Below are 25,461 nucleotides of genomic sequence, written 5' to 3'. Positions count from 1 at the left end.
GGCCGCCCGCGACCCTCGTTGCAGGCGGCACGATCGCTCAGCGAAGAAGGTTCGTCGTGGCGAGTTCCACGATCTCGTCGCCGCGCCCGGACATGATGGCGCGGAGCATGTAGAGGCTGAAGCCTTTGGCCTGCTCCGCCTGGATCTTGGGCGGTAGCGAGAGCTCCTGCCGCGCGGTCACCACGTCGACGAGGGCGGGTCCGTCGTGCGCGAAGGCCTCGCGGAGCGCCGGCTCCAGCGCCTCCGAATCCGACACGCGGATGCCGCGCAGGCCGATCGTCTGCGCCATGGCCGCGAAATCCGGGTTCTGAAGGTCGACATAGGTCGGCAGATAGCCCGCCGCTTTCTGCTCCATCTCGACGAAGCCGAGAGAGCCGTTGTTGAGGACGACGATCTTCACCGGCAGCTTCATCTGGACCGCCGTCAGCAGTTCGCCCATCAGCATCGCGAGACCGCCATCGCCCGACAGGGACACGACCTGTCGATCGGGAAAGGCCGCCTGCGCGCCGAGGGCCTGCGGCAGAGCGTTCGCCATCGAGCCGTGATTGAACGAGCCGATCAGGCGGCGCCGTCGGTTCATCCGGAGATAGCGCGCGGCCCAGACCGATGGCGTTCCGACGTCCGCGGTCACGATGGTATCCTCGCTGGCGAGTTCGCTGACCAGCCGCGCGACATACTGCGGATGCAGCGGCTTGCCGACTCCGCGAGGCGTTGCAAGGTCGTCCAGTCCCTTGCGCGCCTTTCGATAGTGATCGAGCGCCGCGTCGAGGAACGTCCGGTCGCGGCCGGGTGCGATCCTTTCGGCCAGCGCGGCAGCAAATTCCCCCGCGTCGGCTTCGACCGCGAGATCCAGCGGGACGCGCCGGCCCAGCGCCGACGGATCGGTGTCCACCTGAATGACCTTGGCGCCCTTCGGGTAGAAGTTGCGGTAGGGGAAGTCGGTGCCTAGCATCAGGAGCACGTCGCATTCCATCAGCGCGTGAAAACCCGACGAAAACCCGATCAGGCCAGTCATGCCGACGTCGAACGGGTTGTCCCACTCCATGTGCTCCTTGCCGCGATAGGCGTGGACGATGGGTGCGGCCAGCCGGTCGGCCAGGGCGACGACGGCATCGTGTGCGCCGGCCGTACCGGCGCCTGCTAGGATCGTCACACGCTCGGACAGGTTGATGATCCCGGCCGCCTGCCCGACCGCCGCCTCGTCGGGCACGCGGCGAGCGGGGATGGGTGCAGCGAACGTCGGAACGTCGCCTTCGATGTCCAGCATCGACACGTCGCCGGGCAGTACGATCACGGCCACGCCCTTGCGGGCAATCGCCGTGCGCATCGCGCGGTGCAGCACTTCCGGCATCTGGCGGGGGTTGCTCACCAGCTCGCAGAAATGGCTGCACTCGCGGAACAGCTCGGTTGGATGGGTTTCCTGAAAATACCCGAGGCCGATCTCGCTCGACGGAATCTGGGCGGCAATGGCGAGGACCGGCACGTGATTGCGCTGGCAGTCGTAGAGGCCGTTGATGAGGTGGAGATTGCCCGGCCCGCAGCTGCCGGTGCAGACCGCGAGGTTCCCAGTCGCGGCGGCCTCCGCCCCCGCAGCGAAGGCGGCGGCCTCCTCGTGGCGCACGTGGAGGAAATCGATGCGGCCGTCCTTCGCCTGCGCCGCAATCAGAGCGTTCAGGCTGTCGCCGGTAACCCCCCAAATCCGTCGGACGCCGGCTTGCGCGAGGGTCTGGATCATGAGCTCGGATATCGTGGTCATCGCATACTCCGGCGCCGGCTGCGGCTCTTCCGCGAACCGTGTCAGAACGGCCCCCTTCCGAGACCGTTCCTTGCGCGGCAAGCGACGCAGCCATGCACCACGAACGACGCGGCCCCCTGCACGCGCGATGATGCCGGAATGCTTGTTTCCCGTTTGTTCTCATGCCATCTACGGGGCAACGATCACGTCGCGGTGCCCATGGCCAAGAACAAGACGACCTTCATCTGCCAGAACTGCGGTTCGGTGTTCACCCGCTGGCAGGGCAAGTGCGAAGCTTGCGGCGAATGGAACACGATCGTCGAGGAGAGCGACACCAACGGCATCGGCGGCGGACCGCTTCGCTCCAAGCGCAAGGGACGCCCCGCGGCGCTCATGCCGCTGTCGGGCGAGACCGAGGAGGCGCCGCGCATCGTCTCGGGCATCGCGGAACTCGACCGGGTGACGGGCGGCGGTTTCGTGCGCGGATCGGCCCTTCTGGTCGGCGGCGACCCCGGCATCGGCAAGTCGACGCTGCTGATGCAGGCAGCCGCGGCGCTCGCGCGCGGCGGGCACAAGGTGATCTACGTTTCCGGCGAAGAGGCGGTGGCGCAGGTTCGCCTTCGCGCCCAGCGGCTGAAGGCTGCCGATACAAGCGTCCAGCTGATGGCCGAGACCAACATCGAGGACATTCTCGCGACGCTCGGGCAGGACAAGCGACCCGATCTCGTGATCATCGACTCGATCCAGACGGTCTGGACCGACATGGCCGAGTCGGCGCCCGGCACGGTGACGCAGGTCCGTGCCGGCAGCCAGGCGCTGATCCGCTACGCGAAGTCGAGCGGCGCCGCCGTGATCCTCGTCGGCCACGTGACGAAGGAGGGGCAGATCGCGGGCCCTCGTGTCGTCGAGCATATGGTGGATGCCGTCCTCTACTTCGAGGGCGAAGGCGGCCACCACTACCGCATCCTGCGCACGGTCAAGAACCGCTTCGGACCGACCGACGAGATCGGCGTCTTCGAGATGAGCGACATCGGCCTTCGCGAGGTGCAGAACCCCTCCGAACTGTTCCTCGGCGAACGCAATGGGCAGGCGCCGGGCGCGGCCGTCTTCGCGGGCATGGAAGGGACGCGCCCCGTGCTTGTCGAAATCCAGGCACTTGTCGCCCCCTCGACGCTCGGCACGCCGCGCCGCTCGGTCCTCGGATGGGACCAGCCCCGGCTCGCGATGGTGCTGGCGGTTCTGGAAGCGCATTGCGGCGTCCGGCTCGGTCAGCACGACGTCTACCTCAACGTCGCCGGCGGGTATCGCATTCAGGAGCCGGCGGCCGATCTCGCGGTCGCGGCCGCGCTCGTCTCGTCGCTGTCGGGACAACCGCTTCCGACCGACTGCGTCTATTTCGGCGAGATCAGCCTCTCGGGCTCCGTCCGCCCGGTCGCCCACGCCGGGCAGCGGTTGAAGGAGGCCGAGAAGCTCGGGTTTCGCCAGTCGGTCCTGCCCTCGGCGAGCGCCGATCTCCCCCGAAACCGGGAGGTCGCGGCGCACGAAATCGAGAGCCTGCCGCACCTCGTGGCGCGCGTGGCGGGACGCCAGCTTCAATCGGAGACTTGATTTTCCACTGTCTTCGCAGTGTAAGACACGGGTAGCGGGCGTCGGCCGTGCCGCCCGATGGAAGCCAGACCGGAAAACGAATGACCGTCACCCTGCTGGATGCGATCCTGATCGCCATCATGCTCGTATCCGGGCTACTGGCGATGGTTCGCGGATTTTCCCGCGAGATCCTGTCGGTCGTGAGCTGGATCGCGGCCGCCGCGGCTGCTTATGCGTTCTACGAGCGGCTGACGCCGTTCATGTCGAACTACATCCACAACGAGAAGATCGCGCTGGTGGCCTCGGCCGCCGCCATCTTCTTCGGCACGCTGATCGTCGTGTCGTTCATCACGCTCAAGATCGCCGATTTCATCATCGACTCGCGCATCGGCGCGATCGACCGCACGCTGGGCTTCCTGTTCGGCGCGGCGCGGGGGCTGCTGCTTGTCGTCGTCGCCGTGGTGTTCTTCAACTGGCTGACCCCGCCTCAGTCGGGCAACCAGCCGCCTTGGGTGGCCCAGGCCCGCTCCAAGCCGTTCCTCGACGAACTCGGCAACCGCCTCGTCAGCGCGCTGCCCGATGATCCGCAGGAGACGATCCGCGACCGCTTCGGAACCCCGGCTCCCGCTGCCGACGGCGCGCCGGCCGGAGAGAACCCGACCGCAGAGCAGCCCGGATCGATCGAGGATGCGATCCGCGACGGCGAGGAGCAGCCGGCGGAGGCACCGGCGAACTGATCATCGGTGGCGTCCGCCATCGGTCGGAGGAGGAACAGCAGGGTCGGCGCGATGCGATCGCGCCGATCGCATTTTTGTTCGCGAAATTCGGTCGCCGTTCCCATATGCCGGGCGGAACCGGGCAGCGGGCCGGAAGCGGCCAGAACGGGTGTGTGATGACCAAGCTCTCCTTCGACGAACTCGACGGCGACACGCTGCACGAGGAGTGCGGCGTGTTCGGCATCCTCGGACATCCGGACGCTGCGACGCTGACGGCGCTCGGGCTTCACGCCCTCCAGCATCGCGGTCAGGAAGCGGCGGGCATCGTCACCTTCGACGGGCAGCAGTTCCACACCGAAAAACGCATGGGCCTCGTCGGTGATCACTACACCGACCCCGCGACGCTCGCGAAGCTGCCGGGCTTCGTCGCGATCGGCCACACGCGCTATTCCACCACCGGCGAAGTCGCGCTGCGCAACGTCCAGCCGCTGTTCGCCGAGCTCGAGGTCGGCGGCATCGCGGTCGCCCACAACGGCAACTTCACCAACGGCCTGACGCTTCGCCGGCAGCTCATCGCCGACGGTGCGATCTGCCAGTCGACGTCCGATACCGAGGTGGTCCTCCATCTCATCGCCCGCTCCAAGCACTCGTCCTCCTCGGATCGCTTCATCGATGCGATCCGCAAGGTCGAGGGCGGCTACTCGATGCTGGCGCTGACACGCACGAAGCTGATCGCCGCGCGCGACCCGATCGGCATCCGCCCGCTCGTCATGGGCGACCTCGATGGCAAGCCGATCTTCTGCTCGGAAACCTGCGCGCTCGACATCATCGGCGCGAAATACGTGCGCGACGTCGAGAACGGCGAGGTCGTCATCTGCGAGATCCAACCAGACGGCTCGATCACGATCGACGCCCGAAAGGCGCCCTCCCCGCCGCCCGAGCGCCTCTGCCTCTTCGAATACGTCTACTTCGCCCGGCCCGACTCGGTTGTCGGCGGTCGCAGCGTCTATGTCGCGCGCAAGAACATGGGCGTGAACCTCGCCGCCGAAGCGCCGGTGGAAGCCGATGTCGTCGTGCCTGTGCCGGACGGCGGCACGCCCGCCGCCCTTGGTTTCGCACAGGCGAGCGGCATCCCGTTCGAATACGGCATCATCCGCAATCACTATGTCGGCCGCACCTTCATCGAGCCGACCCAGCAGATCCGCGCGTTCGGCGTGAAGCTGAAGCACTCGGCGAACCGCGCGATGATCCAGGGCAAGCGGGTCGTGTTGGTCGATGATTCGATCGTTCGCGGAACGACGTCCGTGAAGATCGTTCAGATGATCCGCGACGCCGGCGCGCGCGAGGTGCACATCCGCGTTGCCAGCCCGATGATCTACTTCCCGGATTTCTACGGCATCGATACGCCCGACGCCGAGAAGCTGCTGGCGAACCAGCACGATTCGCTCGACGCCATGTGCCGCTTCATTGGGGCCGACTCGCTCGCCTTCCTGTCGCTCGACGGTCTCTACCGCGCCGTCGGTGGCGCGGATCGCGACGCCGCCCGTCCGCAGTTCACCGACCACTATTTCACGGGCGACTACCCGACCCGCCTCCAGGACAAGGAAGCGGCGAGCAACGTGCACCGTCTGGCGGTGATGGCGAGCGGCTGAGCCGCCTGCCCCGCCGCCTCGTTCCAGCGTCAGGAGTTCCCAGCATGTCCGGTCAGCTCGAAGGGCGCGTCGCGCTCGTTTCCGGTGCCTCGCGCGGTATCGGTTATCATCTGGCCAAACAGCTCGCCGCCGAAGGTGCCCACGTGGTCGCCGTCGCGCGCACGGTCGGCGGCCTCGAAGAACTCGACGACGAAATCCAGAAGGCCGGAGGCTCCGCAACTCTGGTGCCGCTCGACTTGACCGACGGTGCGCGTGTCGACCGGCTAGGGGCCGCAATCCACGAGCGTTGGGGCAAGCTCGACGTTCTCGTCGTCAACGCTGGAGCTCTCGGCACGCTCAGTCCCATCGGCCACATCGAGGCGAAGACCTTCGACCGCACGATGGCCATCAACGTCACATCGGCCTGGCGCCTGATCCGCACTGTCGATCCGCTGCTGCGCGCATCCGATGCCGGGCGCGCGATCCTCCTGTCGTCGGGGGCGGCGCATTCCTGCAAGGCGTATTGGGGGCTGTACGCAGCCACCAAGGCGGCGCTCGAAGCGCTCGGCCGCTCTTGGGCCGCCGAGACGCAGAATCTCGCGCTCCGCGTCAATCTGGTGAACCCCGGTGGCACGCGCACGGCGATGCGGGCGCTTGCGATGCCCGGCGAGGACCCGGACACGCTGCCGACGCCGTCCGACGTCGCTGCGCGCATCCTGCCGCTCGCCTATCCGTCCTGCACCGAGACCGGCCGGCTGTTCGACGTCAGACAGAACCGGTTCATGACCTATCACATGCCGGACTGACCGGGGTCAGGCCTCGTCGAGGCCCGTCGGCAGACCGTCGATGCTGACCGTGTTCTTCTCGCGGCGATAGGCGACGAGCCCCTCCTCGCCCTTCGCCTCGGCCCAGCGGTCGAGGACGGGTCGCTCGCCGACGTGCTCGAACAGCGGAACGGCAAAGCCGCACGAGGTCTGGACGAGGTCGAGATCGATCGTCACGACCTGTCGCGCCCCAACCGGCTCACCCTGCGGGTAGTGATCGGCCAGAAAGGCCGCATACGCCTCAGAGCCACGGAAATCGATCCGCGGGCGCCCATACAGACGCAGGATCTGCGGCGCGCCGTCGAAGGTGCAGAACATCACCGTCGCCCGGCCGCCGGCTTTCGCATGCGCCGCTGTCTCGCTGCTACTGCCGGTCAGGTCGAGGTAGGCAACCGACCGGTCCCCCAGCACATGGAAATGGGTGGTCGAGCGCGGCGAGATGTTGACGCGACTGTCGCCCGCCGAAGATCCGACGAAGAAGATCGCCTGACGGCCCATCATCGCGCGATGTGCGGGCTCGATCCGTTCAAACTGCTTGGCCATCTTGCCGGTGACCTCAGAGGCTCGTCCGACGCGCTTGCGCGCGGTAGGAGCGGATGGAGAACGGGATGGTTGCGTAGTAGGCGATCGCCGAGAAGGTGAGCGTTTCCCAGAAGAAGCTGAGAAGAAGGCCGATGTAGAGGACGACGACGAGCACGGCGGGCGCGACGTATTCGCGGCGGAGCGGGATGCTGATCGTCTTGCCGGAATAGGTGGGGATGTGGCTGGCCATCAGCACGCCGACGACGACGAGGTAGATCGCTGCGGCCGCCGGCGTGATGTCCGGCAGGGCGACGTTCGAGGTGAACCCGAGGTAGACGGGAAACAGCGCGAGGCCCGCCCCGGCCGGCGATGGGATACCGGTGAAGTAGGCGCTCTTCCAGGCCGGCTTGTTCGGCTCGTCCAGCATCGTGTTGAACCGGGCGAGGCGCAGCGCGCAGCCCGAGATGTAGAGGAGCGCGCAGATCCAGCCGAACGAGCCGACATCGTGCAGCGTGTAGGCGTAGAGAAGAAGCGCCGGTGCCACGCCGAAATTGACGATATCGGCGAGCGAGTCCATCTCGGCGCCGAACCGGCTCTGACCGTTCACCAGACGCGCGATGCGCCCGTCGATGCCGTCGAGGAACGCCGCCCCCAGCACCAGCCCGACGGCGAGTTCGAAGCGACCCTCGAAGGCGAAGCGGATGCCGGTCACACCGGCGCAGATCGACAGGATCGTGACGAGGTTCGGCAGGATCTGCCGGATGGTGATGCGCGAGGACGCAGCGGGCGGCGGTGCGATCGGCTCGGCCATCGCCTCAATCCCGCCGGAAGGTCCAGGCCGGGTGGCCGGCACCGTATTCGGCGATCACGGTCTCGCCCGCGACGGCCTTCTGCCCTTCGGCGACACGCGGCACGGCACCGTCCGGCAGGTAGATGTCGAGGCGCGAGCCGAAACGGATGAGGCCGAAGCGCTCACCCGTCTCCAGATGCTCGCCGGCGCGGGAGAACACGACGATGCGGCGGGCGACGGCGCCGGCAATCTGCACCACGCCGACCTCGCCATGCGCGTTGGCGATGACCATTCCCGAGCGCTCGTTGACCTCGCTCGCCTTGTCGAGCTCGGCGTTCTTGAACAGGCCTTCCTTGTAGATGATCCGGTCGATGCGCCCGCGGACCGGCGCGCGGTTCACGTGGCAGTCGAAGACGTTCATGAAGATCGAGATGCGCAGCAGCGGCTCGTCGCCGAGGCCGAGATCGGCCGGCGGACGCACCAGCCCGACCAGCGACACCTTGCCATCCGCGGGGCTGACGACGAGGTCCTCGCCGACCGGCGTCGTGCGCGGCGGATCGCGGAAGAAGTAGGTGCACCAGACGGTGAGGATAAAGCCGATCCAGAGCAGCGGCTCCCAAAGAAGGCCGAGCAGCACGGAGGCGACGAAGAAACCGGCGATGAACGGATAGCCGGCCCGATGGATCGGAACGAAGACGTTTCGGATCGAGGCGATCATGTCCATCGAGACGGGAATCCTTATCAGCGCCGAAGATGCGGCAGGCCTCGACACATAGGGGCAAACCTCTTGAGGCTCAACGCCGCATGGCGCGACCTACTCGACCCCTGCGGGGCGTCGACGCTCGATGACGCCCAGTGCGTCCGCTTCGCGCGCGCGGCGCAGCGCCTCCTCCGCCTCGCTCGCCTCGCGCTGCATCGTCCACATCTCGGCGTAGAGCCCGCCAGCCGCCAGAAGTGCGCGGTGCGACCCGCGCTCTACGATGACGCCCGAACGCAGCACGATGATTTCATCGGCATCGATGATCGTCGACAGGCGGTGGGCGATGGTCAGCGTCGTGCGCTGGCGCGACACAAGCTGCAGCGCGCTCTGGATTTCCTGTTCGGTATGGGTATCGAGCGCGGACGTCGCCTCGTCGAGGACAAGGATCGGCGGGCTTTTCAGGATCGTGCGCGCGATGGCGACGCGCTGCTTCTCGCCACCCGACAACTTGAGTCCACGCTCGCCGACCATCGTGCCGTAGCCATCCGGCAGCGCCTCGATGAAATGGGCGACCTGCGCCAGCGCCGCAGCCTGCTTCACCTCGTCCTCGGCGGCTTCCGTGCGGCCATAGCGGATGTTGTAGGCGATCGTATCGTTGAAGAGGACCGTGTCCTGCGGGACGATGCCGATCGCGGCGCGCACGCTGGCCTGCCGCACTGAAGCGATATCCTGGCCGTCGATCGTGATGCGACCAGACTGGACGTCGTAGAAGCGGAAGAGAAGGCGCGAGATCGTCGACTTGCCGGCGCCCGACGGGCCGACGATCGCCACCGACTTGCCGGCCGGCACCTCGAAGCTCACCCCCTTCAGGATGGGGCGCTCGGGATCGTAGCTGAAATGCACGTCCTCGAAGCGAATGGCCCCCGCACCGACCACGAGATCCGGCGCGCCGTCCCGGTCGCGAACCTCCTCGCGGATCCGCAGGAGACGGAACATCTCCTCCATGTCGGTGAGGCCCTGTCGAATCTCGCGATAGACGAAGCCGATGAAGTTGAGCGGGACCGAAAGCTGCATCAGCATCGCGTTGATGAACACGAAATCGCCGAGCGTCTGCGTGCCGGCCCTCACTTCCAGCGCCGACATGACCATCGTCACGCCCATGCCGGCGGAGAAGATGACGCCCTGCCCGAAGTTGAGCCAGCCGAGCGAGGTCCAGGTCTGCGTCGCCGCCTTCTCGTAGCGCGCCATGGAGCGGTCGAACCGCTCGGCTTCCATGGTCTCGTTCCCGAAATACTTCACCGTCTCGAAGTTCAGGAGCGAGTCGATCGCCTTGGTGTTGGCTTCCGTGTCGGAGTCGTTCATCTCGCGGCGGATCGCGATGCGCCAGTCGCTCGCCTTGATCGTGAACCAGCCGTAGGCGAACACGGTGACGGCTACCACGACGAGATACCGCCAGCCGTAGGCAAAGCCGAAGATCGCGGCCGTCAGCGCGAATTCGAGGATCGTCGGCACCGTGTTGAGGATTGTGAAGCGCACGATCGTCTCGATGCCCTTGGTGCCGCGCTCGATGATGCGGCTCAAGCCGCCCGTCCGCCGCTCCAGATGGAAGCGCAGCGACAGCTGGTGCATGTGGACGAAGGTCTTGAAGGCGAGGACGCGGACCGCGTGCTGCCCGACACTGGCAAAGAGCGAATCGCGCAGCTGGTTGAGCGCGACGGACACGACACGGGCGACGTTGTAGGCGACGACCAGCGTCACTGCGCCGGTGAGCACAAGCGGCAACCATTCCTGGGCCGTGTGGCTGCCGTCGAGGGCATCGGTCGCCCATTTGAAGAAGTACGGGATGCCAACCGTCAGAAGCTTGGCGAGCACGAGGTAGAAGCTCGCCCAGACAACGCGGGCTCTGAGGTCGGGGCGCCCTTCCGGCCACATGTAGGGCCAGAGGCTCTTCAGCGTGCGCCACATGACGCGACCTTCGCCGGCGGCGGCGGGCTTATGTGTCTGGGACAAGATCGTAGCATTCCATCGCGACGGGCGGCAGGCCGGCGGCGGCCCCCCGTTTTGGAACGCTTCTATCCCCCCTCTTCCCGCAGGACCACCCCGTCGCCCCCGTTGCGACCGCGATCGGGCGGTGACAGTGCGTCAGCCGCGCGGCGGCTCGGCGGTGGCCGTGGCTTCGGGAACGCGGAACACCTGTCCGGGATAGATCCGGTCGGGATTGCGGATCTGGTCGCCGTTGGCGAGATAGATCACCGTGTAGCGACTGCCGCGGCCGTAGGTCTCACGCGAAATGCCCCAGAGCGTATCGCCACGCCGGATGATGACGCGCGACGCCGCGGCTTCCAGCGGAGCCTGACGGACCGTCGGGGGTTCCGAGCCGCTTGTTGCATCGTCGGTCGGTAATGGCCCGCCGCTAGGGATCGCCTCCCCGGCCTGTCGGGGCGGCTCGACCAAAGCTGGGGACTGCGCCGTCGACGGAGCCGAAGGCGGAGACGACGTGCTCAGTGAACCAGTCCCGCCTGGGGACGCCGTGCCCGGCTGCATCGACGCCATTCCGCCCGGCGCGAAGTCGGACGACGGCGAGCCCGGAGCGTCCGCGGCGCTCGAGCCTGGCGCAGCCGAGTTCTCGCCTTCGGGCTGGGGTGGCGCCGCGATAGCGGCCATCGCGTTCCCTTCTGGCCGCTGGAACGGCACCTCCACACGGCTGACGACACGTCCCGTCGCATCGAGAGCATCGACGCGGATCGTGTGCTCGCCGACCGCGACGTCGGCCCTGGCACTGGCGATGTAGCGCTCGCCGGCCCCGCTCGCCGCCTCGGCGACCGGCTGGTCGTCGAGATAGACGCGAACGGTCGTGCGCTCCTTGGCCGAGCCGGCGACGAACAGGCGGTCGCCCTCGATCTCCACCGCATCGACCCCGATCTGCGGCGATGCCATGTCCGGCGTGCCGGCGACGTTCGAGAGTTCCGGAGACGTAGGCGCCGTCGCCGCGACGGTGTCCGCGGGCCTCTGGGTATCGGCGGGCACATTCGCTGCCGGCGTGGTAGCCCCGGGCGTCGCGGTCACGGCGGCCTGCTCCGACGGACGCTGGATGATCTCGCTCGCTTCGCCCGGACGCTGCATCATGACGAGGAGCTCGCCCGGCTTTCCGGTCGGCGGCACGTTCACCACGGCCGCATCGTCCGACACCGTGTCGTCGCGTTGCGCGAGCTGGAGACGGTGGCTTCCCTGCGGCAATGACAGCGACATGACGAAATCGCCGTTGGCGTCCGTCCGGGCCTCACTGAGCGTACGCGTGCCATCAGTCAGCGCGATGGCCTCGTTCGCCTTGCCCTTGCCGGCCACGACCGTTGAGCCGTCCGGCTCGACGCGCACGACATCGAAACCCGGCGCCGTCACCGCAGGTGAAACGGCGCTCGCAGCACCGTCGGGCCGGGGCGTCGTGCCGGACGCCGGCTCGCCCGCCGCGCGATCGGGTGCCGGTGCCGCTCCGCTGGCCGTCTCGGAACTGGCCTGCGAGGAGTTGCCGGACGGGGCGGTTGGTGTGCCGCCTGTTTCGGTCGACGAGGCCTGAGGCGCGGGCGTGCTAGGCGTCGCTCCATTGGGGATCGCCGGGCGCGGCGCCTCCGTCTGCGGAACGGATTCGACGCCGAACAGGCCGCGATACCAGCCGAGGGCAAAAGCAGCGATCACAGCGACCGCCAAGATCGGCCCTTTGCGTCTGATCATCGCGACACGCATCCTTTCAAGACAAGGTTCGGTTCAGGCATACCTATCGCGGGTTCTGCCGCCCTACAATGCGATTAGTCCTGCAATTGGAACAGGATGGCTCCGACGTTGCCGTATGGTAATCAGCACCGGCCGAACCATGACACGCCCCATCACGGAGCGGCGTTAGCCCCTTGAACATTGTCCGGGCTTCCGATACTTCCAACGGCGTCGGAGAGGTGGCCGAGTGGTCGAAGGCGCTCCCCTGCTAAGGGAGTATACCGGGAACGGTATCGTGGGTTCGAATCCCATCTTCTCCGCCACCATCATGTGCTCAACCAGTTCCAGCTCCTCATGTTGCGGCCGTCTGCCCGGAACGTGTCAGCCTCGTTGCCAGCTGGTTCGGTCTCGCGCCTTCAGGAACGGCATGGATCGGCATATCGCCGCGCTTATTCCGGGTTATCGGCGAGAGCTGCTCCTGGCTCCGTCGTCGCCATCCATGCGGCCGCGACGGTTTCGCGTCCGCGCACCGGTTGTCCCATCGACCGCCGGCCGCGATGTCACATCGCAAGCCGGGGGGCTCTACCTCGTCGCCAATCGCACGCCGACCAACGCGAGCGCGATGCCGAGGCAGGCTTGCAGACCGAGGACCTCATCGAGCAGCAGCCAGCCGAAGAGAGCAGCGATCGGTGGGACGAGGAAGAACAGGGCGGAGACGCGAGCCGCTTCGCTCCGTTTGATCATGAAGATCAGCAGCGAAACCGCCACGATCGAGTTGGCCACGATCAGCCAGCCGAGCGACAGGACGAGTTCGGGCGTCCAGTCCACCGTCCCCGTCTCCAGCCACAGCGCCAGCGGCGCGATCGTGGCGAGCCCGACGGCATATTGGACGAGGTTCACGGTGACGGGGTGCGCCGCGACGGGAAAGCGGCGCTGGTAGAGGACCGCACCGGCCATTCCGATGGCCGACCCCACGCAAAGCCAGACACCGGTATCGAGCGATGCATCGAACCCGTCGCGCGCCGTCACCACGAGAAGAGCGCCGGCGGCGCCGAGCGCAAATCCGGCCCAATGGCGAAGCGCGACACGCTCGTTGGAAACGAACGGCGCGGCGAGTGCGACGACGAGCGGTTGGAGCGAGGCGATTACAGCGGCAGTGCCGGCGGAGACACCCAGACTCATGCCGAGATAGGCGAGGCCGAAATAGACCGACTGGATCATGAAACCGACCACGGCAAGGTGCAGCCAGCCCTTGGCGCTGTCGGGAACCTGGGGTCGAGCGATCAGGAAGACCGGCAGGAAGACCGCGACGATCAACCCGAACCGCAGCGCCAGGAACGTCAGCGGCTCCGCGTGACGAAGGCCGATCTTCGCAACCCCGAAACCGGACGCCCATAGCAGCAGAAAGACGGTCGGTGCCATGCGCGCCACGAGATCAGAGCGTGGCGATCCTGGCATCTCCACGGCGGCATTCGGCAGGGAACCGGGGCGCGTCGGCATCGACTAGTCCGTCACGCCGACGACGGCCACGCAGTCGCCCGCCTTCACGAGCCCCGGGAAGTGCCGCGCGGCGAGGATACCGTCGAGCCTCGCCCGGAAGGCGATGGGCTCCGAGCCCGTGCGCCCGACGGGATGAACCCGCGCGAGGACGTCGCCGCGACGCACTGGTTGTCCGAGGTCCACCAGCGGCTCGATCAGACCCTCGTCCTCGGCGAAGGTGAAGCAGTCGCCGGACGGCATGTCGAGCCAGCGGGTCTCGGCGGCCTCCACCGCGCCGCGAAGGATGCCCGCGTGGCGCAGGACATTCGCGACGCCGCGCTTGGCGATGCCGGCGGTCAGAGCCGTCGCCGTGCCGCCGCCGCCAAGCTCAGTGGTGACGAAGACCTTGCCCATCTCCTCCGCCGCCGTGTCGTACATGCCGACCGCGTCGATCTCGAGCATGCGCATGGAGAACGGAGCACCGAAGGCCGCGACGGCCGCAAAGCTCGCCGCCTCCTGCCGCTTGTCAGGCAGGATGTGGGTGGCCGCGAAGGGCACGAAATCTAGCGTTCGCCCGCCCGAATGGAAATCGAGCACGATGTCGGCCATCGGCAAGAGGGTCCGCTGAAAATAGTCGGCGATCTTCTGCGTGACCGTGCCATCGGGGCTGCCGGGAAAGGCTCGGTTGAGGTTGCCCTTGTCGATCGGCGAGGTCCGCGTGCCGGCGCGGAAGGCGGGGTAGTTCATGGCCGGCACGACGATGACGCGGCCCGAGACCTCCTCCCTCCTCAAGTTGCGCGCGAGGTCGAAGAGCGCGATCGGCCCCTCGTACTCGTCGCCGTGGTTGCCGCCGGTGAGGAGCGCGGTCGGCCCCTCCCCGTTCTTCGCGACCGTGATCGGGATCATGACCGACCCCCAGGCGGAATCGTCCCGGCTATAGGGCAGGCGCAGGAAGCCGTGCCGGACGCCATCCTCGTCGAAGGCGATCGTCGCCGCGATCGGTGATGGCCTGAGGGTCGCGGTCATGCTCTCAGCCCTTGACCAGGAGTTTGCGCGGCACGTCGGCCAGAAGCTCGTAGCCCGTGTCGGTGATCGCCAGCGTCTCGGTGATCTCCAGTCCCATGTTCTCCGCCCAGAGCGCGGTCATGAAGTGGAAGGTCATGCCGGGCTTCAGTTCGGTCCTGTCGCCGGGGCGCAGGCTCATGGTCCGCTCGCCCCAGTCCGGCGGATAGGACAGGCCGATCGGGTAGCCGGTGCGGCTGTCCTTGACGATGCCGTGCTTCTTCAGGACGGCGAAGTACGCAAGCGCGATGTCCTCGCAGGTGTTGCCGGGACGGGCGGCTTCGAGGCCGGCTTCCATGCCCTCCAGCGTCGCCTTCTCGGCGTCGAGAAAGGCCTGCGTCGGCTGCCCGAGGAAGACGGTGCGCGAGAGCGGGCAATGGTAGCGCTTGTAGGCGCCGGCGATCTCGAAAAACGTACCCTCGCCCGCGCGCATCGGCTTGTCGTCCCAGGTCAGGTGCGGCGCGACGGCATCGGCACCCGAGGGCAGCATCGGCACGATGGCGGGATAATCGCCGCCGTGCTCGCCCGTGCCGCGGATGCCGGCGTCGTAGATCTCGGCCACGAGGTCGCACTTGCGCATCCCCGGCTCGATCTTGTCGAAGATCCGCTCGTGCATCTTCGTCACGATTTGTCCGGCAATGCGCATGTAGCCGAGCTCGGTCGGGCTCTTGATCGCACGCTGCCAGTTGACGAGCGCCGTCGCATCCTGGAACCGAGCGTTCGGCAGATGCCGCTGGAGCGAGGCGAAGGCGGCTGCCGAGAACCAGTAATTGTCCATCTCGACGCCGATCGAGAGCTGGTCCCACCCACGCTCGGCGATGACGCCGGAGAGGTGGTCCATCGGATGGCGTTCGGTGGACTGAACGAAGTGGTCGGGATAGCCGACGATGTTGGGTTCGGCGAGATAGGCGGTGCGGCGCGCGCCGTGGCCGTCCATCGCGCGGCCCCACCAGACCGGCTCCCCCTCGGGACCGACCAGAACGCCCTGGTGCACGTAGAAGCTCCAGCCGTCGTATCCCGTCAGCCAGGCCATGTTGGACGGGTCGGAGACGAAGAGCAGCTCGACGCCCTTCGCCTGCATGGCAGCCCGTGTCTTGGCGAGGCGCGCGGCGTACTCCTCGCGCGTGAAGTTGAGAGCGGGTCCGCTCATGAAAATGTCTCCCGGATGGTGGATCAGGTGGTGAAAGGGGTGCCGGCGCCGGCTTCTGCCGCGCGTTCGGCGGCGAGCGTCGCGATGGCGGTATCCTGAACGCCCGTGCCGGTGAGGTCGCAGAGCGTGATCGCATCCGCCGAGGCGCGGCCGGGCGCGCGGCCGGCGATGACGGCGCCGAGTTCGGCGAAGTCCTGTGCTTCGGCGACCAAGCCGGCCGCGATCGCGTGGTGCAGCTCGCCAAGCTGACGCGTCTGCGACAGGCGATCGGCGACGTAGGGCTCGGCACGGGCGACCAGCGCCGGGTCGATCTCGTTCTTGTGCTCGGCGTCCGAGCCCATGGCGGTGACGTGGGTACCGGGACCGATCCAGTCGGCAAGCAGGATCGGGCTCTCGGCCGGCGTGGTGGTGACGACGATATGGGCCCCGAGAACCGCTTCGCGCACTTCGGTGGCCGACGACACGACTATGCCCAGCTCAGTGGTCAGATCGGCCGCGACCTGAGCAGCCTTTGCCCGATCACGGGCACAGATTCGCGCCTCGCGGACCGGCCGCACAAGGGTAAGCGCCTTCAACTGCAGCCGCGCCTGCGTGCCCGCGCCGACGATCGCGGCGATGCTGGCGTCCTGGCGCGCGAGGTGCCGGGCGGCGATCGCACCCGCCGCGGCCGTGCGCACCTCCGTGAGATAGCCGTTGTCGAGGAGCAGTGCCGATACGAGCCCCGTGTGGGCGGACAACAGCACCATCATCCCGTTGAGACTCGGAAGACCGAGCTTCGGATTGTCGAAGAAGCCGGGGCTGATCTTGATCGCGAACCCCGAAAGGCCCGGCACGTAGGCGGTCTTCACGTCCACCTCGCCGCGATGCTCGGGAATGTCGAGGCGCAGGATCGGCGGCATGACGACGGGCTTCGTCGCGAGCGCGGCGAAGGCGCCTTCGACGCAGGCGACGGCCGCAAGATCGAGCGGCACGAGTGTGCGAAGGTCGGCCTCGGTGAGGATGCGGATCGTTGGCATCAGGTCCGGTCCTCCAGCGAATCCGCACCGTTCAGGACCCGAAGATGAAGGGTCGGGTCGATGTTACGACCGGACAGAAGCGCGACGGTCGCTCCCAGAGGCCGGACACGGCCGGACAGAAGTGCGGAGACCCCGACGGCCGCCGCTCCCTCCACGACCTCCCGTTCTTCCCGGTAGATTTGGCGGATGCCGGCGGCGATCTCGGCCTCGGTCACCAGCACCACCTCGTCCACCAGTTGCCGGGTTGCCTCGAAGGTCCAGCGGTTGGAAAGGCCGATGCCGCCGCCGAGGGAGTCGGCCAGCGTCGAACGTTCCTCCACCTCGATCGGGCGACCCGCCTGGAGGCTCGCGGCCATCGCGGCCCCGCGCTCCATGGAGACGCCGACGATCCGGGTCCGTGGCGAGAGCGCCTTCACCGCCGCGGCCACGCCGGCCATCAGTCCGCCGCCCGACAAGGGCACGAGGACGGTTTCGACATCCGGCAGATCCTCGACGATCTCGAGCCCGATCGTCCCCTGTCCCGCGACGATGGCGGGATGATCGAAGGGGGGAACGCCGACGAACCCTTCCTCGGCAGCCAGGCGATCCGCCTCGCGCTGCGCGTCGTCCTGACCGGCACCTTGTATGTGGACGCGGGCGCCGAGAGCTTCGATGGCTACGATCTTGTTGGCGGGCACGAGACGCGACAGGCAGATGGTGCAGGCGAGGCCCGCCGCGCGCGCGGCATGGGCGAGCGCGCGTCCATGATTGCCGGTCGAGGCCGCAACGACGCCCCGCGTGCCCGGCGGCAGCGAGAGGATGGCGTTGGCCGCCCCACGCAGCTTGAAGGCGCCGGTACGCTGGCGATGCTCCATCTTCAGATGAACCGGCACGCCCGCAAGGCGCGAAAGGCTCGGCGAGGGTTCGAGCGCTGTTCGCACCACGGCCGGACGGATTCGCGAGGCGGCCAGCTGGATCTCGGCAAGGGGCATGACGGACATCGGATCAGGCCCCCGGTCGAAAGGGCAGGTCGAACAGGCGACCGGCGTTCAGCCCCGTCGCCGGCGCGACGCCGCAAAGACCGAGGCAGGCCCAGGCGGTGGCCTGGTTGCTGGTGACGACAGGCCGGCCGATCCGCGCCTCGACGTCCGCGGCGATCAGGGCCGAGCGTAGGGCAGTGCAGGATACGAAGAGCGCTTCGGCCTGAGGATCGGTCGCCGCGACCGCCGCTTCGACGAGCGAGGCCGGAGCGATCCGGGCCATTTCGCGGTCGTCCTCGAGCCCCAGGCAGGTGACGGAGGCGAGGTCGAAGCCGCGGGCTTCGAAGTAGTCGGCCATACCGGCCGTCGTCTCGACCGTGTAGGGCGTCAGGAGACTGATGCGCCGCGCCCCGAATTGCGCGAGGGCACGAACCGCCGCGCCCGGCGGCGTCACGATGGGCACGCCGGGCTTGGCGGCCGCGATCGCCGCCTCCACCGCCGCATCACCGATTGCGACGGAGGCGGAGGTACATGAGAAGAGAATAGCATCCAGCGGTTCGTCCGGCAGAAGCAGCGCCGCCGCGGCCCCAAGGCGGGGCTCCATGCGACGCAGATTCTCGGGCGTCACCGGGTTGGCATATTCGACGCGTGTCGCGAACAGGCCGATCCGCGGCCCGGCGACGAGGCGAGCGAAGTCCGCTTCCGTCGAATGGTCGGTCGAGAGCAGGATCAGCCCGATCCGCTTCTCGATCGCCCGCGCGTCGAACACGAGCGGCAGGGACAGGAGCGACGGAATCATGACGGCATCACGCTGTCGCGCCGGGCTGAGCCGATGCGGCTGAGCCGACCCCAGTGTCGCTGCATCAGGCGGATGACGACGACGGAAACGAGGCTGATGACGAGGAAGAACGCGCCCACCATCGTGATCGGCTCGATGTAGCGGTAGTTGTAGTTCGCAATGGAACGCGCCTGGTTCATCAATTCGAGGACGGTGATGGCCGACAGGAGCGGCGTCTCCTTGAACATGGCGATGAAGTAGTTGGCGAGAGCCGGAACCATGGGCTTGATTGCCTGCGGCAGAACGATGTGCCGCCAAGTCTGAGCGGCGGTGAGATTGCAGGCCTTGGCCGCTTCCCACTGACCGCGCGCGACGTTGTCGATGCCGGCGCGGTACACCTCGGCCGTGTACGTTCCGTAGTGGATGCCGAGGCCGATCACGCCGGCCGTCAGCGGCGACAGGGTCAGCCCGAGGTCGGGCAGAATGTAGAAGAGAAAGTAGAGCTGCACGAGAAGCGGCGTGCCGCGCACGAACTCGGCGAAAGCCGCTGTCGGCCACGACAGAGCGCGATTCTGCGAACGCCTGAGGATGGCGATCAGCAGGCCGAACAGGGCGGCGAAGGCGAAGCCGAGCACGGTCGCGAGGATCGTGATCCTTGCCCCGTCGATGAGCTGCGGCAGGATCTGCCTGACGAACTCCCAGTCCCACTCCATCAGGCGCGAGTCCCTTCGAAGCCGCGAGACATGCGGCGTTCCATCGCGCGCACGAAAAGCGTGATGACCGACGACATCAGGAAGTAGAGGACGAGAATCGTCAGGAACGGAAAGGCCGTCGATCCCGTCTGCGAGCGCACGACCTGCGCCTGGAAGGTCATGTCGGCGAGCGACACGAGGGAGACGATCGCCGTCGCCTTGAGGAGCTCGATCGCGTTGTTGCCGAACGTCGGCAGCATGATCACGACCGCCTGCGGCAGGATCACGTGACGCAGAGACTGGGCGCGCGTGAGGTTGAGGGCGACGCAGGCCTCGCGCTGCTCGCGTCCGATCGCCTGCACGGCACTGCGCACGACCTCCGCGCCGTAGGCGCCGACGTTGAGGCCGAGCGCCAGGACGCCCGCCTGCATGGGCGAGAGTTCCAACCCCATCAGCGGCAGGACGTAGTAGGCCCAGAACAGCTGGACGAAGATCGAGGTGCCGCGGAAGAACTCGATATAGGCGACCGACAGCCACTTCACCGGTGCGATGGCGGACGCCCGTCCGAGCCCGGCGAGAAACGCCATGACCAGCGCGAAGGCGCAGCCGTAGACGGTGAGTTGCACCGTGACGAGGGCACCGTCGAGGATGAGCCTGAGATAGCCGAGCCAGATATCCATGATCGCCTTGCCGCCATCGGCGGCGGCGGAGCCCCTGCCCCGCCGCCCGTCCGTTCGTCAGCTCACTGCGCGGCGCACAGCTTCTCGCGCGTGGTCGACATCGCGGCGGCCGCCGAGAAGCCGTAGGGCTCGATGATCTTTGCGAACTCGCCGGACGCCTTGATCGCGGCCAGTTCCTTGTCGAAGGCGTCGCGCAGCGCCGTGTCCTGCTTGCGGAAGGCAGCGCCGTCGCAATAGACCGGCGCACCCTTCACCGGAGCCACGACCTCGATCTGCGGATCGTTCGCCGTCTTCACCGCCGCGTTGATCGACAGGACAGGAAGCGAGTAGACGTCGATGCGGCCCTGCTGAAGCATGGTGATGCCGCTCTGCGTATCGGGCACCACGATGACACGGTCGCGCGGCACGCCGGCTTCGAGCGCCAGTCGCTCCTCGGTGCCGCCGCCCGGTGCGCCGATCTTGGCGTTCGGATTGTCGGCGACGTCCTTGTAGCTCGTCAGCTTCAGCGGATTGCCGGCCTTCAGCGCGAAGGCCTCGGCATCGCACAGGATCGGCTCAGAGTAGCTGACCGCGCTGCAGCGCTCCGGCTTCATGAAGAGACCAGCGGTGACCGCGTCGAAACGACGAGCCTGAAGGCCGGGGATCATTGCGCCATACTCGGAGATCGAGGCGACGACATCGGGAACGCCCAGCCGCTTGAAGACGGCACGCGCGACGTCGGGCGCGGCACCCGACACCGTGCCGTCGGCCTTGACCGCGGTAAAGGGCGGCTCGTTGCCGATGGCGATGCGGGCGAAGCCCTGTTCCTTCAACGCCTCCAGGTCGGCAGCCGAAGCCGAGGCGGCACCGAGGGCGAGACTCAGCGATGCGCCGAGCAGCAGGGGACGGGCGAGGCGATCGAAGCGCATGGAATGTTCCCTCTTGTGACGTGGTTTCAGACGCGATGACCGGCTGCGACGACCTTGCGCAGGAAAGCCTGCGTTCGCTCCTGCCGGGGGTTCTTGAAGATGTCTCGCGGCGCGCCCTCCTCGACGATCCGGCCCCGGTCGAAGAACAGGACGCGATCGGCGAAGTCGTGGGCAAAGCCCATCTCGTGGGTGACGAGCAGCATGGTCATGTCGGTCTCGCGGGCGAGCATGTGCATGACGTTCAGCACCTCCTCGACCAGCTCGGGATCGAGCGCCGAGGTGACCTCGTCGAACAGCATGATCTTCGGGCTGAGGGCCAGCGCGCGGGCGATCGCCACCCGCTGCTTCTGGCCGCCGGAAAGCTGCGCGGGCATGGCATCGGCCTTCGCCGACAGGCCCACCATGTCGAGGAGCTCCATTGCGTGGCGCTTGGCGTCCGCGGGCTTGGCCCCTTGCGTCAGAACCGGTGCGAGGCAGACGTTCTCGCAGACGGACTTGTGCGGAAACAGGTTGAAGTGCTGGAAGACCATGCCGATCTTGCCGCGCATCCGGTGGAGATGCCGCTCGTCCGCCGGCACCAGCCTGCCGCCCTTTCGCTGATGGAATAGCGGCTCGCCGTCGACCAGGACCAGTCCGTCTGACGGCGTCTCCAGCGTCATCAGGAGGCGCAGGATCGTGGTCTTTCCCGAACCCGACGGACCGATCAGGGCCAGTTTCTCGCCCGGCGCGACCTCGAACGAGAGCTTGTCGAGCACCGTCAGCTCACCGAAGCACTTGGACACGTCCTGCAGTTGGATGATCGGTGCGGGCACGGCGTCCCCTTCTGGGTTCCGTCTGACACCCCGACGATGACGAGCGCGCTAAATCATGTCAATTTGGAAAATAATCTCATGACAATTTTTCGGCCCGTGCCGGTCACCCGAGCAAATCGTGCCTAGATCGCGAGCAGCAACGGCTCCGGATCGCTGTGGATGAGGTTGGTCATGATGCGCAGGCCGGCGCGGAGTTCCTCCTCGGTCGTCGAGCCGAGCGAGATACGAACCGCCGGCTGCTCGCAGGCGCCGGTCTGAAACGAACGCCCGGGCGCCACGGCGACGCCTCGCAGCCGGGCCTGCGCCACGAAGAGGTCTTCCGCCGTCCGGCTCTCCAGCGGGATCCAGGCATGGAGCGCCTGGGCATGGGATCGATAAGGGATACCGGTCAGCATCTCGGCCGCCACCGCCTGGCGCCGTCGCAGGGCGCCCCGTTGCCAGCGCACGAGTTCGATCGCCGTCCCGTCCGCCACCCATCGCGTCGCAATTTCGGCGATCAAGGGCGTCGCGATCCAGTTGGTCACGAGGTGGCGGTTGGTCACGGCCGCCAGCATCCGGTCGGGCACGGCGAGATAGCCGGTGCGAAGGCCCGGCATGACGATCTTGGTGAAGCTCGTCACGTAGAGGGTTCGCTCGGGCGCGAAGGCAGCCAGGGGCGGAGGGCGATCCTCGACCAAGGGACCGAGCCCGTCGTTTTCGATGATCGCCAGATCATGGCGTCGCGCCACGGCCGCAATCGCCTCGCGTCGCTCAGCGCTCATCACGACGGCCGTCGGATTGATGCCGGAGGGCTGCACGAAGACGGCTCGCACACCCTCGGTTCGGCACAGAGCATCGAGCGCTTCCGGCACGATTCCATCATCGTCGATCTCGACGGCGGCGAGCTTCAGGCCGAGATAGGCGGCGAGCGGCGTCAGCGTGTGGTGGCCGATCGCCTCGGTCGCGACGACGCCGCCGGTCTGCGCCACGCTCATCAGGGCGATCGTCATGCCGGCGGTCGCACCGTTCGTCAGGCAGATGTTCTGCGGCGGCACGTCGAGACCGCACTGCCGCAGCCAGTCCGCGGCCACCGCGCGGTGACGCGGGAAGATGACGTTCGGGCGAAACGACAGGGCGACGCTCGGGGGCAACTCGACCGACAGGTCGGCCAGCGCCGCCTTCATCCGGTCGAGATGCATCGTCTCGCAGACCGGCTTCAGGATCGAAAGGTCGATCACCTCGCCCAGCCGCTCGGGGATGTAGGGGAGTTGCCCGACCGGCTCCTCGCGCCGCACGAAGGAGCCGCGCCCCGTCTCGCCGGACAGGAGCCCGCGGCGGATCAGCTCTTCATAGGCGCGACTGACGGTCTGGACGGACACGCGCAAGCTGTCGGCGAGCACCCGGTGCGGCGGAAGCCGCGTGCCATGCGCCAGCCGTCCGTCGGTGATGGCCCGGTTGATCTGATCGGCCAGCGACAGGTAGACGGGACGCTTCAGGGCGGCCTGATCGATGAACCACATTGTCATGAATGCACGTTTCCTGAAATCATGACATTCGACAAGAGGACGCTTCGCCGCCAGCGTCCGCAACGCCTACTTTTCGGGACCCCATGCACCAGCTCGATGCAACGGACGTCAGAATCCTGGCCGAGATCCAGCGCGAGGGTCGGATCGCCAAGACCGCGCTGGCCGAGCGCGTCGGCCTGTCCGCGACGCCATGCTGGATGCGATTGAAACGGATGGAGAAGGCGGGGATCGTGGCCGGCTATCACGCTCGGATCGATTGGCGGCTGGTGTCCCCGATCACCACGGTGATCGTCGAGATCACGCTCGGCGGCCATCGGCAGGCGGACTTCGACCGGTTCGAGCGCGCCATCCGCGGGGAACCCGAGGTCGTCTCCTGCTGGTCGACGGGCGGCGGGGTCGATTACGTCCTGAAAGTCGTGGCGAGAGATGTCGAAGCCTACCAGCGGCTGGTCGACGGGTGGCTCGAGCGCGAGATCGGGATCCAGCGATATTTCACCTATGTCGTGACCAAAATCGTCAAGGACGGGATCGATCCGCCGGCAGACCTCTTCGCCGCTGGGGGATCGGCGGCCGAGAGGAAGTCTCCACAGCCGGCTTCGTAAAAAGAGGGGCCTTCTCCTCAGCCTACCTCCTTCGGACCGATCCTCCGGCAGCCTCGCCATAGGCTCGGAGCGCATCCGAGGGAGGCCCGCGATGAACGCCCATCTGGCACGCACCATCACCGGAGAGGCGCTCGGCCGCCTCGCCGATCCCCGTCTCCCGCGACAGGAGGCCTTCGTCGGTGGGCGCTGGATCGAGGGCGCCGCACGGCAACGCTTCAGCGTCACCGCTCCCGCGGACGGAAGACACCTTGCCGACGTCGCGTCGCTCGGGGCCGACGACACCACCCGGGCCGTCGACGCCGCGCATGCCGCCTTTCCCGCCTGGGCCGGGCTGCTGCCGCAGGAGCGCTCCGCCATCCTGATGCGCTGGCACGCGGCGATCGTCGCCGCGCGGGAGGACCTTGCCCTGCTGATGACCCTCGAACAGGGCAAGCCGCTCGCCGAGGCGCGAGGCGAGATCGACTACGCCGCGTCCTTCGTCGCCTTCTATGCGGAAGAAGCCAAGCGCGTGAGCATCGAGGGCGTGGCGTCGCATTTGCCGGGCGCGGACATGCGCCTCACTCGCCGACCGGTCGGGGTCGCCGGGCTCGTCACGCCGTGGAACTTCCCGTCCGCGATGCTGACACGCAAGGCGGCTGCGGCGCTCGCCGCCGGCTGCACGACCGTCGCCCACCCCTCTGCCCATACGCCCCTGTCCGCGCTGGCACTCGCCGAACTTGCCAGCCGTGCCGGCTTCGCGCCCGGCGTGTTCAACGTGGTGACGGGTGACGCCTCCACCATCGTCGGCCGACTGTGCGAAGATCCGCGCGTGCGAGCCTTGAGCTTTACCGGGTCGACCGAGGTCGGCCGACTGATCGCCGCCCAATGTGCGCCGACGGTCAAACGCCTCGTCATGGAACTCGGCGGCCACGCGCCCCTGCTCGTCTTCGCCGACGCCGACCCGTTGAAGGCCGTCGAGATCGCCATCGCCGCGAAGTTCGCGACGTCCGGCCAGGATTGCCTCGCCGCCAACCGCATCTTCGTCGAGCGTCCGGCCTGCGACGTCTTCGCGGCCGCCTTCACGGAGCGGGCGAAAGCGCTCACCGTGGCACCGGGGCTCTGCGAGGGGGCGGAAATCGGACCGCTGATGCACGAGCGGGCCATCGCCAAGTGCGAGGCGCACGTTGCCGACGCGCTGGCGAAGGGCGCGCGTCTCCTGTGCGGCGGCGGACGCCATCCGGCGGGTCCGCTCTTCTTCCTGCCGACGGTTCTGGCCGACGTGCCGCCCGATGCCGCGATCATGCGCGAGGAGACCTTCGGGCCGGTGGCGGCGCTCGCACCGTTCGACACGGAAGCGGAGGTCGTCGCCCGCGCCAACGACACCGAATACGGCCTCGTCGCCTATCTCGTCACGCGCGACGGGGCCCGCGCGTCACGCGTGAGCGCCGCGCTCGACTACGGCATGATCGCCGTGAACCGGGTGAAGATCACCGGCGCCCCGATCCCGTTCGGCGGCACCAAACAGTCGGGCCTTGGGCGCGAGGGCTCGCGCCATGGCCTCGAAGCCTTCACGGACATTCATTACGTCTGCCTCGACCGCGGCTGACCCCCTTCCCCCTTCAAGGA

The 25,461-nt window shown here is 67.6% G+C and carries 23 protein-coding genes and 1 tRNA gene; 7 read left to right on the top strand and 17 right to left on the bottom strand.

Features of this window, described 5'->3' with window-relative positions:
* Window positions 1–37: 37 nt before the first annotated feature.
* On the bottom strand, window positions 38–1,756 hold the full coding sequence (poxB, locus tag ASF65_RS01690; protein WP_055884181.1) for a ubiquinone-dependent pyruvate dehydrogenase: 1,719 nt from the start codon (window positions 1,754–1,756) through the stop codon (window positions 38–40).
* 198 nt (window positions 1,757–1,954) lie between these two features.
* Between poxB and radA the strand changes: the two genes are divergently transcribed.
* From radA to ASF65_RS01670, 4 genes are all read left to right on the top strand, one after another.
* Entirely contained in the window at window positions 1,955–3,343 is a 1,389-nt protein-coding gene (gene radA, locus ASF65_RS01685) for a DNA repair protein RadA (protein WP_055884178.1), read from the top strand.
* 80 nt (window positions 3,344–3,423) lie between these two features.
* Window positions 3,424–4,059, top strand: coding sequence for a CvpA family protein (locus ASF65_RS01680; protein WP_055884175.1), 636 nt, complete (start codon window positions 3,424–3,426; stop codon window positions 4,057–4,059).
* Between the two features lie 155 nt (window positions 4,060–4,214).
* Window positions 4,215–5,690, top strand: coding sequence for an amidophosphoribosyltransferase (purF, locus tag ASF65_RS01675; RefSeq protein WP_055884172.1), 1,476 nt, complete (start codon window positions 4,215–4,217; stop codon window positions 5,688–5,690).
* A gap of 44 nt (window positions 5,691–5,734) precedes the next feature.
* Window positions 5,735–6,475 carry an SDR family NAD(P)-dependent oxidoreductase gene (locus ASF65_RS01670; RefSeq protein WP_055884169.1) on the top strand — a complete coding sequence of 247 codons (741 nt, stop codon included), beginning with the start codon at window positions 5,735–5,737 and terminating at the stop codon, window positions 6,473–6,475.
* 6 nt (window positions 6,476–6,481) lie between these two features.
* Here ASF65_RS01670 and ASF65_RS01665 read toward each other — a convergent pair whose 3' ends face one another.
* The 5 genes from ASF65_RS01665 to ASF65_RS01645 all read right to left on the bottom strand — a co-directional run bounded on the left by ASF65_RS01665 (window position 6,482) and on the right by ASF65_RS01645 (window position 12,234).
* Window positions 6,482–7,036: a pyridoxamine 5'-phosphate oxidase family protein gene (locus tag ASF65_RS01665; RefSeq protein WP_055884167.1), complete on the bottom strand. Its 555-nt coding sequence runs from the start codon at window positions 7,034–7,036 to the stop codon at window positions 6,482–6,484.
* Window positions 7,037–7,049: 13 nt separating this feature from the next.
* Window positions 7,050–7,826, bottom strand: a complete 777-nt coding sequence (gene pssA / locus ASF65_RS01660) for a CDP-diacylglycerol--serine O-phosphatidyltransferase (protein ID WP_055884164.1) — start codon at window positions 7,824–7,826, stop codon at window positions 7,050–7,052.
* A gap of 4 nt (window positions 7,827–7,830) precedes the next feature.
* On the bottom strand, window positions 7,831–8,529 hold the full coding sequence (locus ASF65_RS01655) for a phosphatidylserine decarboxylase (protein WP_055884161.1): 699 nt from the start codon (window positions 8,527–8,529) through the stop codon (window positions 7,831–7,833).
* 90 nt (window positions 8,530–8,619) lie between these two features.
* Window positions 8,620–10,470, bottom strand: a complete 1,851-nt coding sequence (locus tag ASF65_RS01650; protein WP_055884158.1) for an ABC transporter ATP-binding protein/permease — start codon at window positions 10,468–10,470, stop codon at window positions 8,620–8,622.
* A 177-nt stretch (window positions 10,471–10,647) separates the two neighbouring features.
* Entirely contained in the window at window positions 10,648–12,234 is a 1,587-nt protein-coding gene (locus tag ASF65_RS01645; protein WP_055884154.1) for a LysM peptidoglycan-binding domain-containing protein, read from the bottom strand.
* Window positions 12,235–12,446: 212 nt separating this feature from the next.
* Here ASF65_RS01645 and ASF65_RS01640 point away from each other — a divergent pair.
* Window positions 12,447–12,536 (top strand) — tRNA-Ser (locus ASF65_RS01640).
* Between the two features lie 259 nt (window positions 12,537–12,795).
* On the opposite strand, the gene ASF65_RS01635 is transcribed toward ASF65_RS01640, so the two are convergent.
* The 11 genes from ASF65_RS01635 to ASF65_RS01585 form a co-directional block, all read right to left on the bottom strand.
* The gene (locus tag ASF65_RS01635; RefSeq protein WP_200939989.1) at window positions 12,796–13,713 is read right to left on the bottom strand and encodes a DMT family transporter; all 918 of its coding nucleotides are present in this window, start codon (window positions 13,711–13,713) and stop codon (window positions 12,796–12,798) included.
* Window positions 13,714–13,716: 3 nt separating this feature from the next.
* Complete coding sequence (doeB, locus tag ASF65_RS01630) at window positions 13,717–14,718, bottom strand: N(2)-acetyl-L-2,4-diaminobutanoate deacetylase DoeB (protein WP_055884151.1); 1,002 nt, start codon at window positions 14,716–14,718, stop codon at window positions 13,717–13,719.
* Between the two features lie 4 nt (window positions 14,719–14,722).
* Window positions 14,723–15,904, bottom strand: coding sequence for an ectoine hydrolase DoeA (doeA, locus tag ASF65_RS01625; protein ID WP_055884148.1), 1,182 nt, complete (start codon window positions 15,902–15,904; stop codon window positions 14,723–14,725).
* 23 nt (window positions 15,905–15,927) lie between these two features.
* A complete protein-coding gene (eutC, locus tag ASF65_RS01620; protein WP_055884145.1) occupies window positions 15,928–16,920 on the bottom strand; it encodes an ectoine utilization protein EutC in 993 nt (330 codons plus the stop codon).
* Window positions 16,920–17,900, bottom strand: a complete 981-nt coding sequence (gene eutB / locus ASF65_RS01615) for a hydroxyectoine utilization dehydratase EutB (RefSeq protein WP_055884141.1) — start codon at window positions 17,898–17,900, stop codon at window positions 16,920–16,922. The genes eutC and eutB overlap by 1 nt, the downstream gene beginning before the upstream one ends.
* Before the next feature lie 4 nt (window positions 17,901–17,904).
* Complete coding sequence (eutA, locus tag ASF65_RS01610) at window positions 17,905–18,678, bottom strand: ectoine utilization protein EutA (RefSeq protein ID WP_055884138.1); 774 nt, start codon at window positions 18,676–18,678, stop codon at window positions 17,905–17,907.
* Window positions 18,675–19,370, bottom strand: coding sequence for an ectoine/hydroxyectoine ABC transporter permease subunit EhuD (gene ehuD, locus ASF65_RS01605; RefSeq protein WP_055884136.1), 696 nt, complete (start codon window positions 19,368–19,370; stop codon window positions 18,675–18,677). Before ehuD ends, eutA begins: the two co-directional genes overlap by 4 nt.
* A complete protein-coding gene (ehuC, locus tag ASF65_RS01600) occupies window positions 19,370–20,029 on the bottom strand; it encodes an ectoine/hydroxyectoine ABC transporter permease subunit EhuC (RefSeq protein ID WP_055884132.1) in 660 nt (219 codons plus the stop codon). The genes ehuD and ehuC overlap by 1 nt, the downstream gene beginning before the upstream one ends.
* A 62-nt stretch (window positions 20,030–20,091) precedes the next feature.
* Window positions 20,092–20,937: an ectoine/hydroxyectoine ABC transporter substrate-binding protein EhuB gene (gene ehuB / locus ASF65_RS01595; protein WP_055884129.1), complete on the bottom strand. Its 846-nt coding sequence runs from the start codon at window positions 20,935–20,937 to the stop codon at window positions 20,092–20,094.
* 26 nt (window positions 20,938–20,963) lie between these two features.
* On the bottom strand, window positions 20,964–21,749 hold the full coding sequence (ehuA, locus tag ASF65_RS01590; RefSeq protein ID WP_055884127.1) for an ectoine/hydroxyectoine ABC transporter ATP-binding protein EhuA: 786 nt from the start codon (window positions 21,747–21,749) through the stop codon (window positions 20,964–20,966).
* Window positions 21,750–21,871: 122 nt separating this feature from the next.
* A complete protein-coding gene (locus tag ASF65_RS01585; protein ID WP_055884124.1) occupies window positions 21,872–23,254 on the bottom strand; it encodes a PLP-dependent aminotransferase family protein in 1,383 nt (460 codons plus the stop codon).
* A gap of 83 nt (window positions 23,255–23,337) precedes the next feature.
* Between ASF65_RS01585 and ASF65_RS01580 the strand changes: the two genes are divergently transcribed.
* Window positions 23,338–23,856: an Lrp/AsnC family transcriptional regulator gene (locus tag ASF65_RS01580; protein ID WP_055884122.1), complete on the top strand. Its 519-nt coding sequence runs from the start codon at window positions 23,338–23,340 to the stop codon at window positions 23,854–23,856.
* Between the two features lie 91 nt (window positions 23,857–23,947).
* Window positions 23,948–25,441, top strand: a complete 1,494-nt coding sequence (locus ASF65_RS01575) for an NAD-dependent succinate-semialdehyde dehydrogenase (RefSeq protein ID WP_055884119.1) — start codon at window positions 23,948–23,950, stop codon at window positions 25,439–25,441.
* Window positions 25,442–25,461 lie beyond the last annotated feature (20 nt).

Source organism: Aureimonas sp. Leaf324 (assembly GCF_001423245.1).
Classification (GTDB): Bacteria; Pseudomonadota; Alphaproteobacteria; order Rhizobiales; family Rhizobiaceae; genus Aureimonas.
The sequence above is the reverse complement of the archived record's forward strand: the minus strand, read 5'-3'. Positions and strand labels throughout refer to the sequence as shown.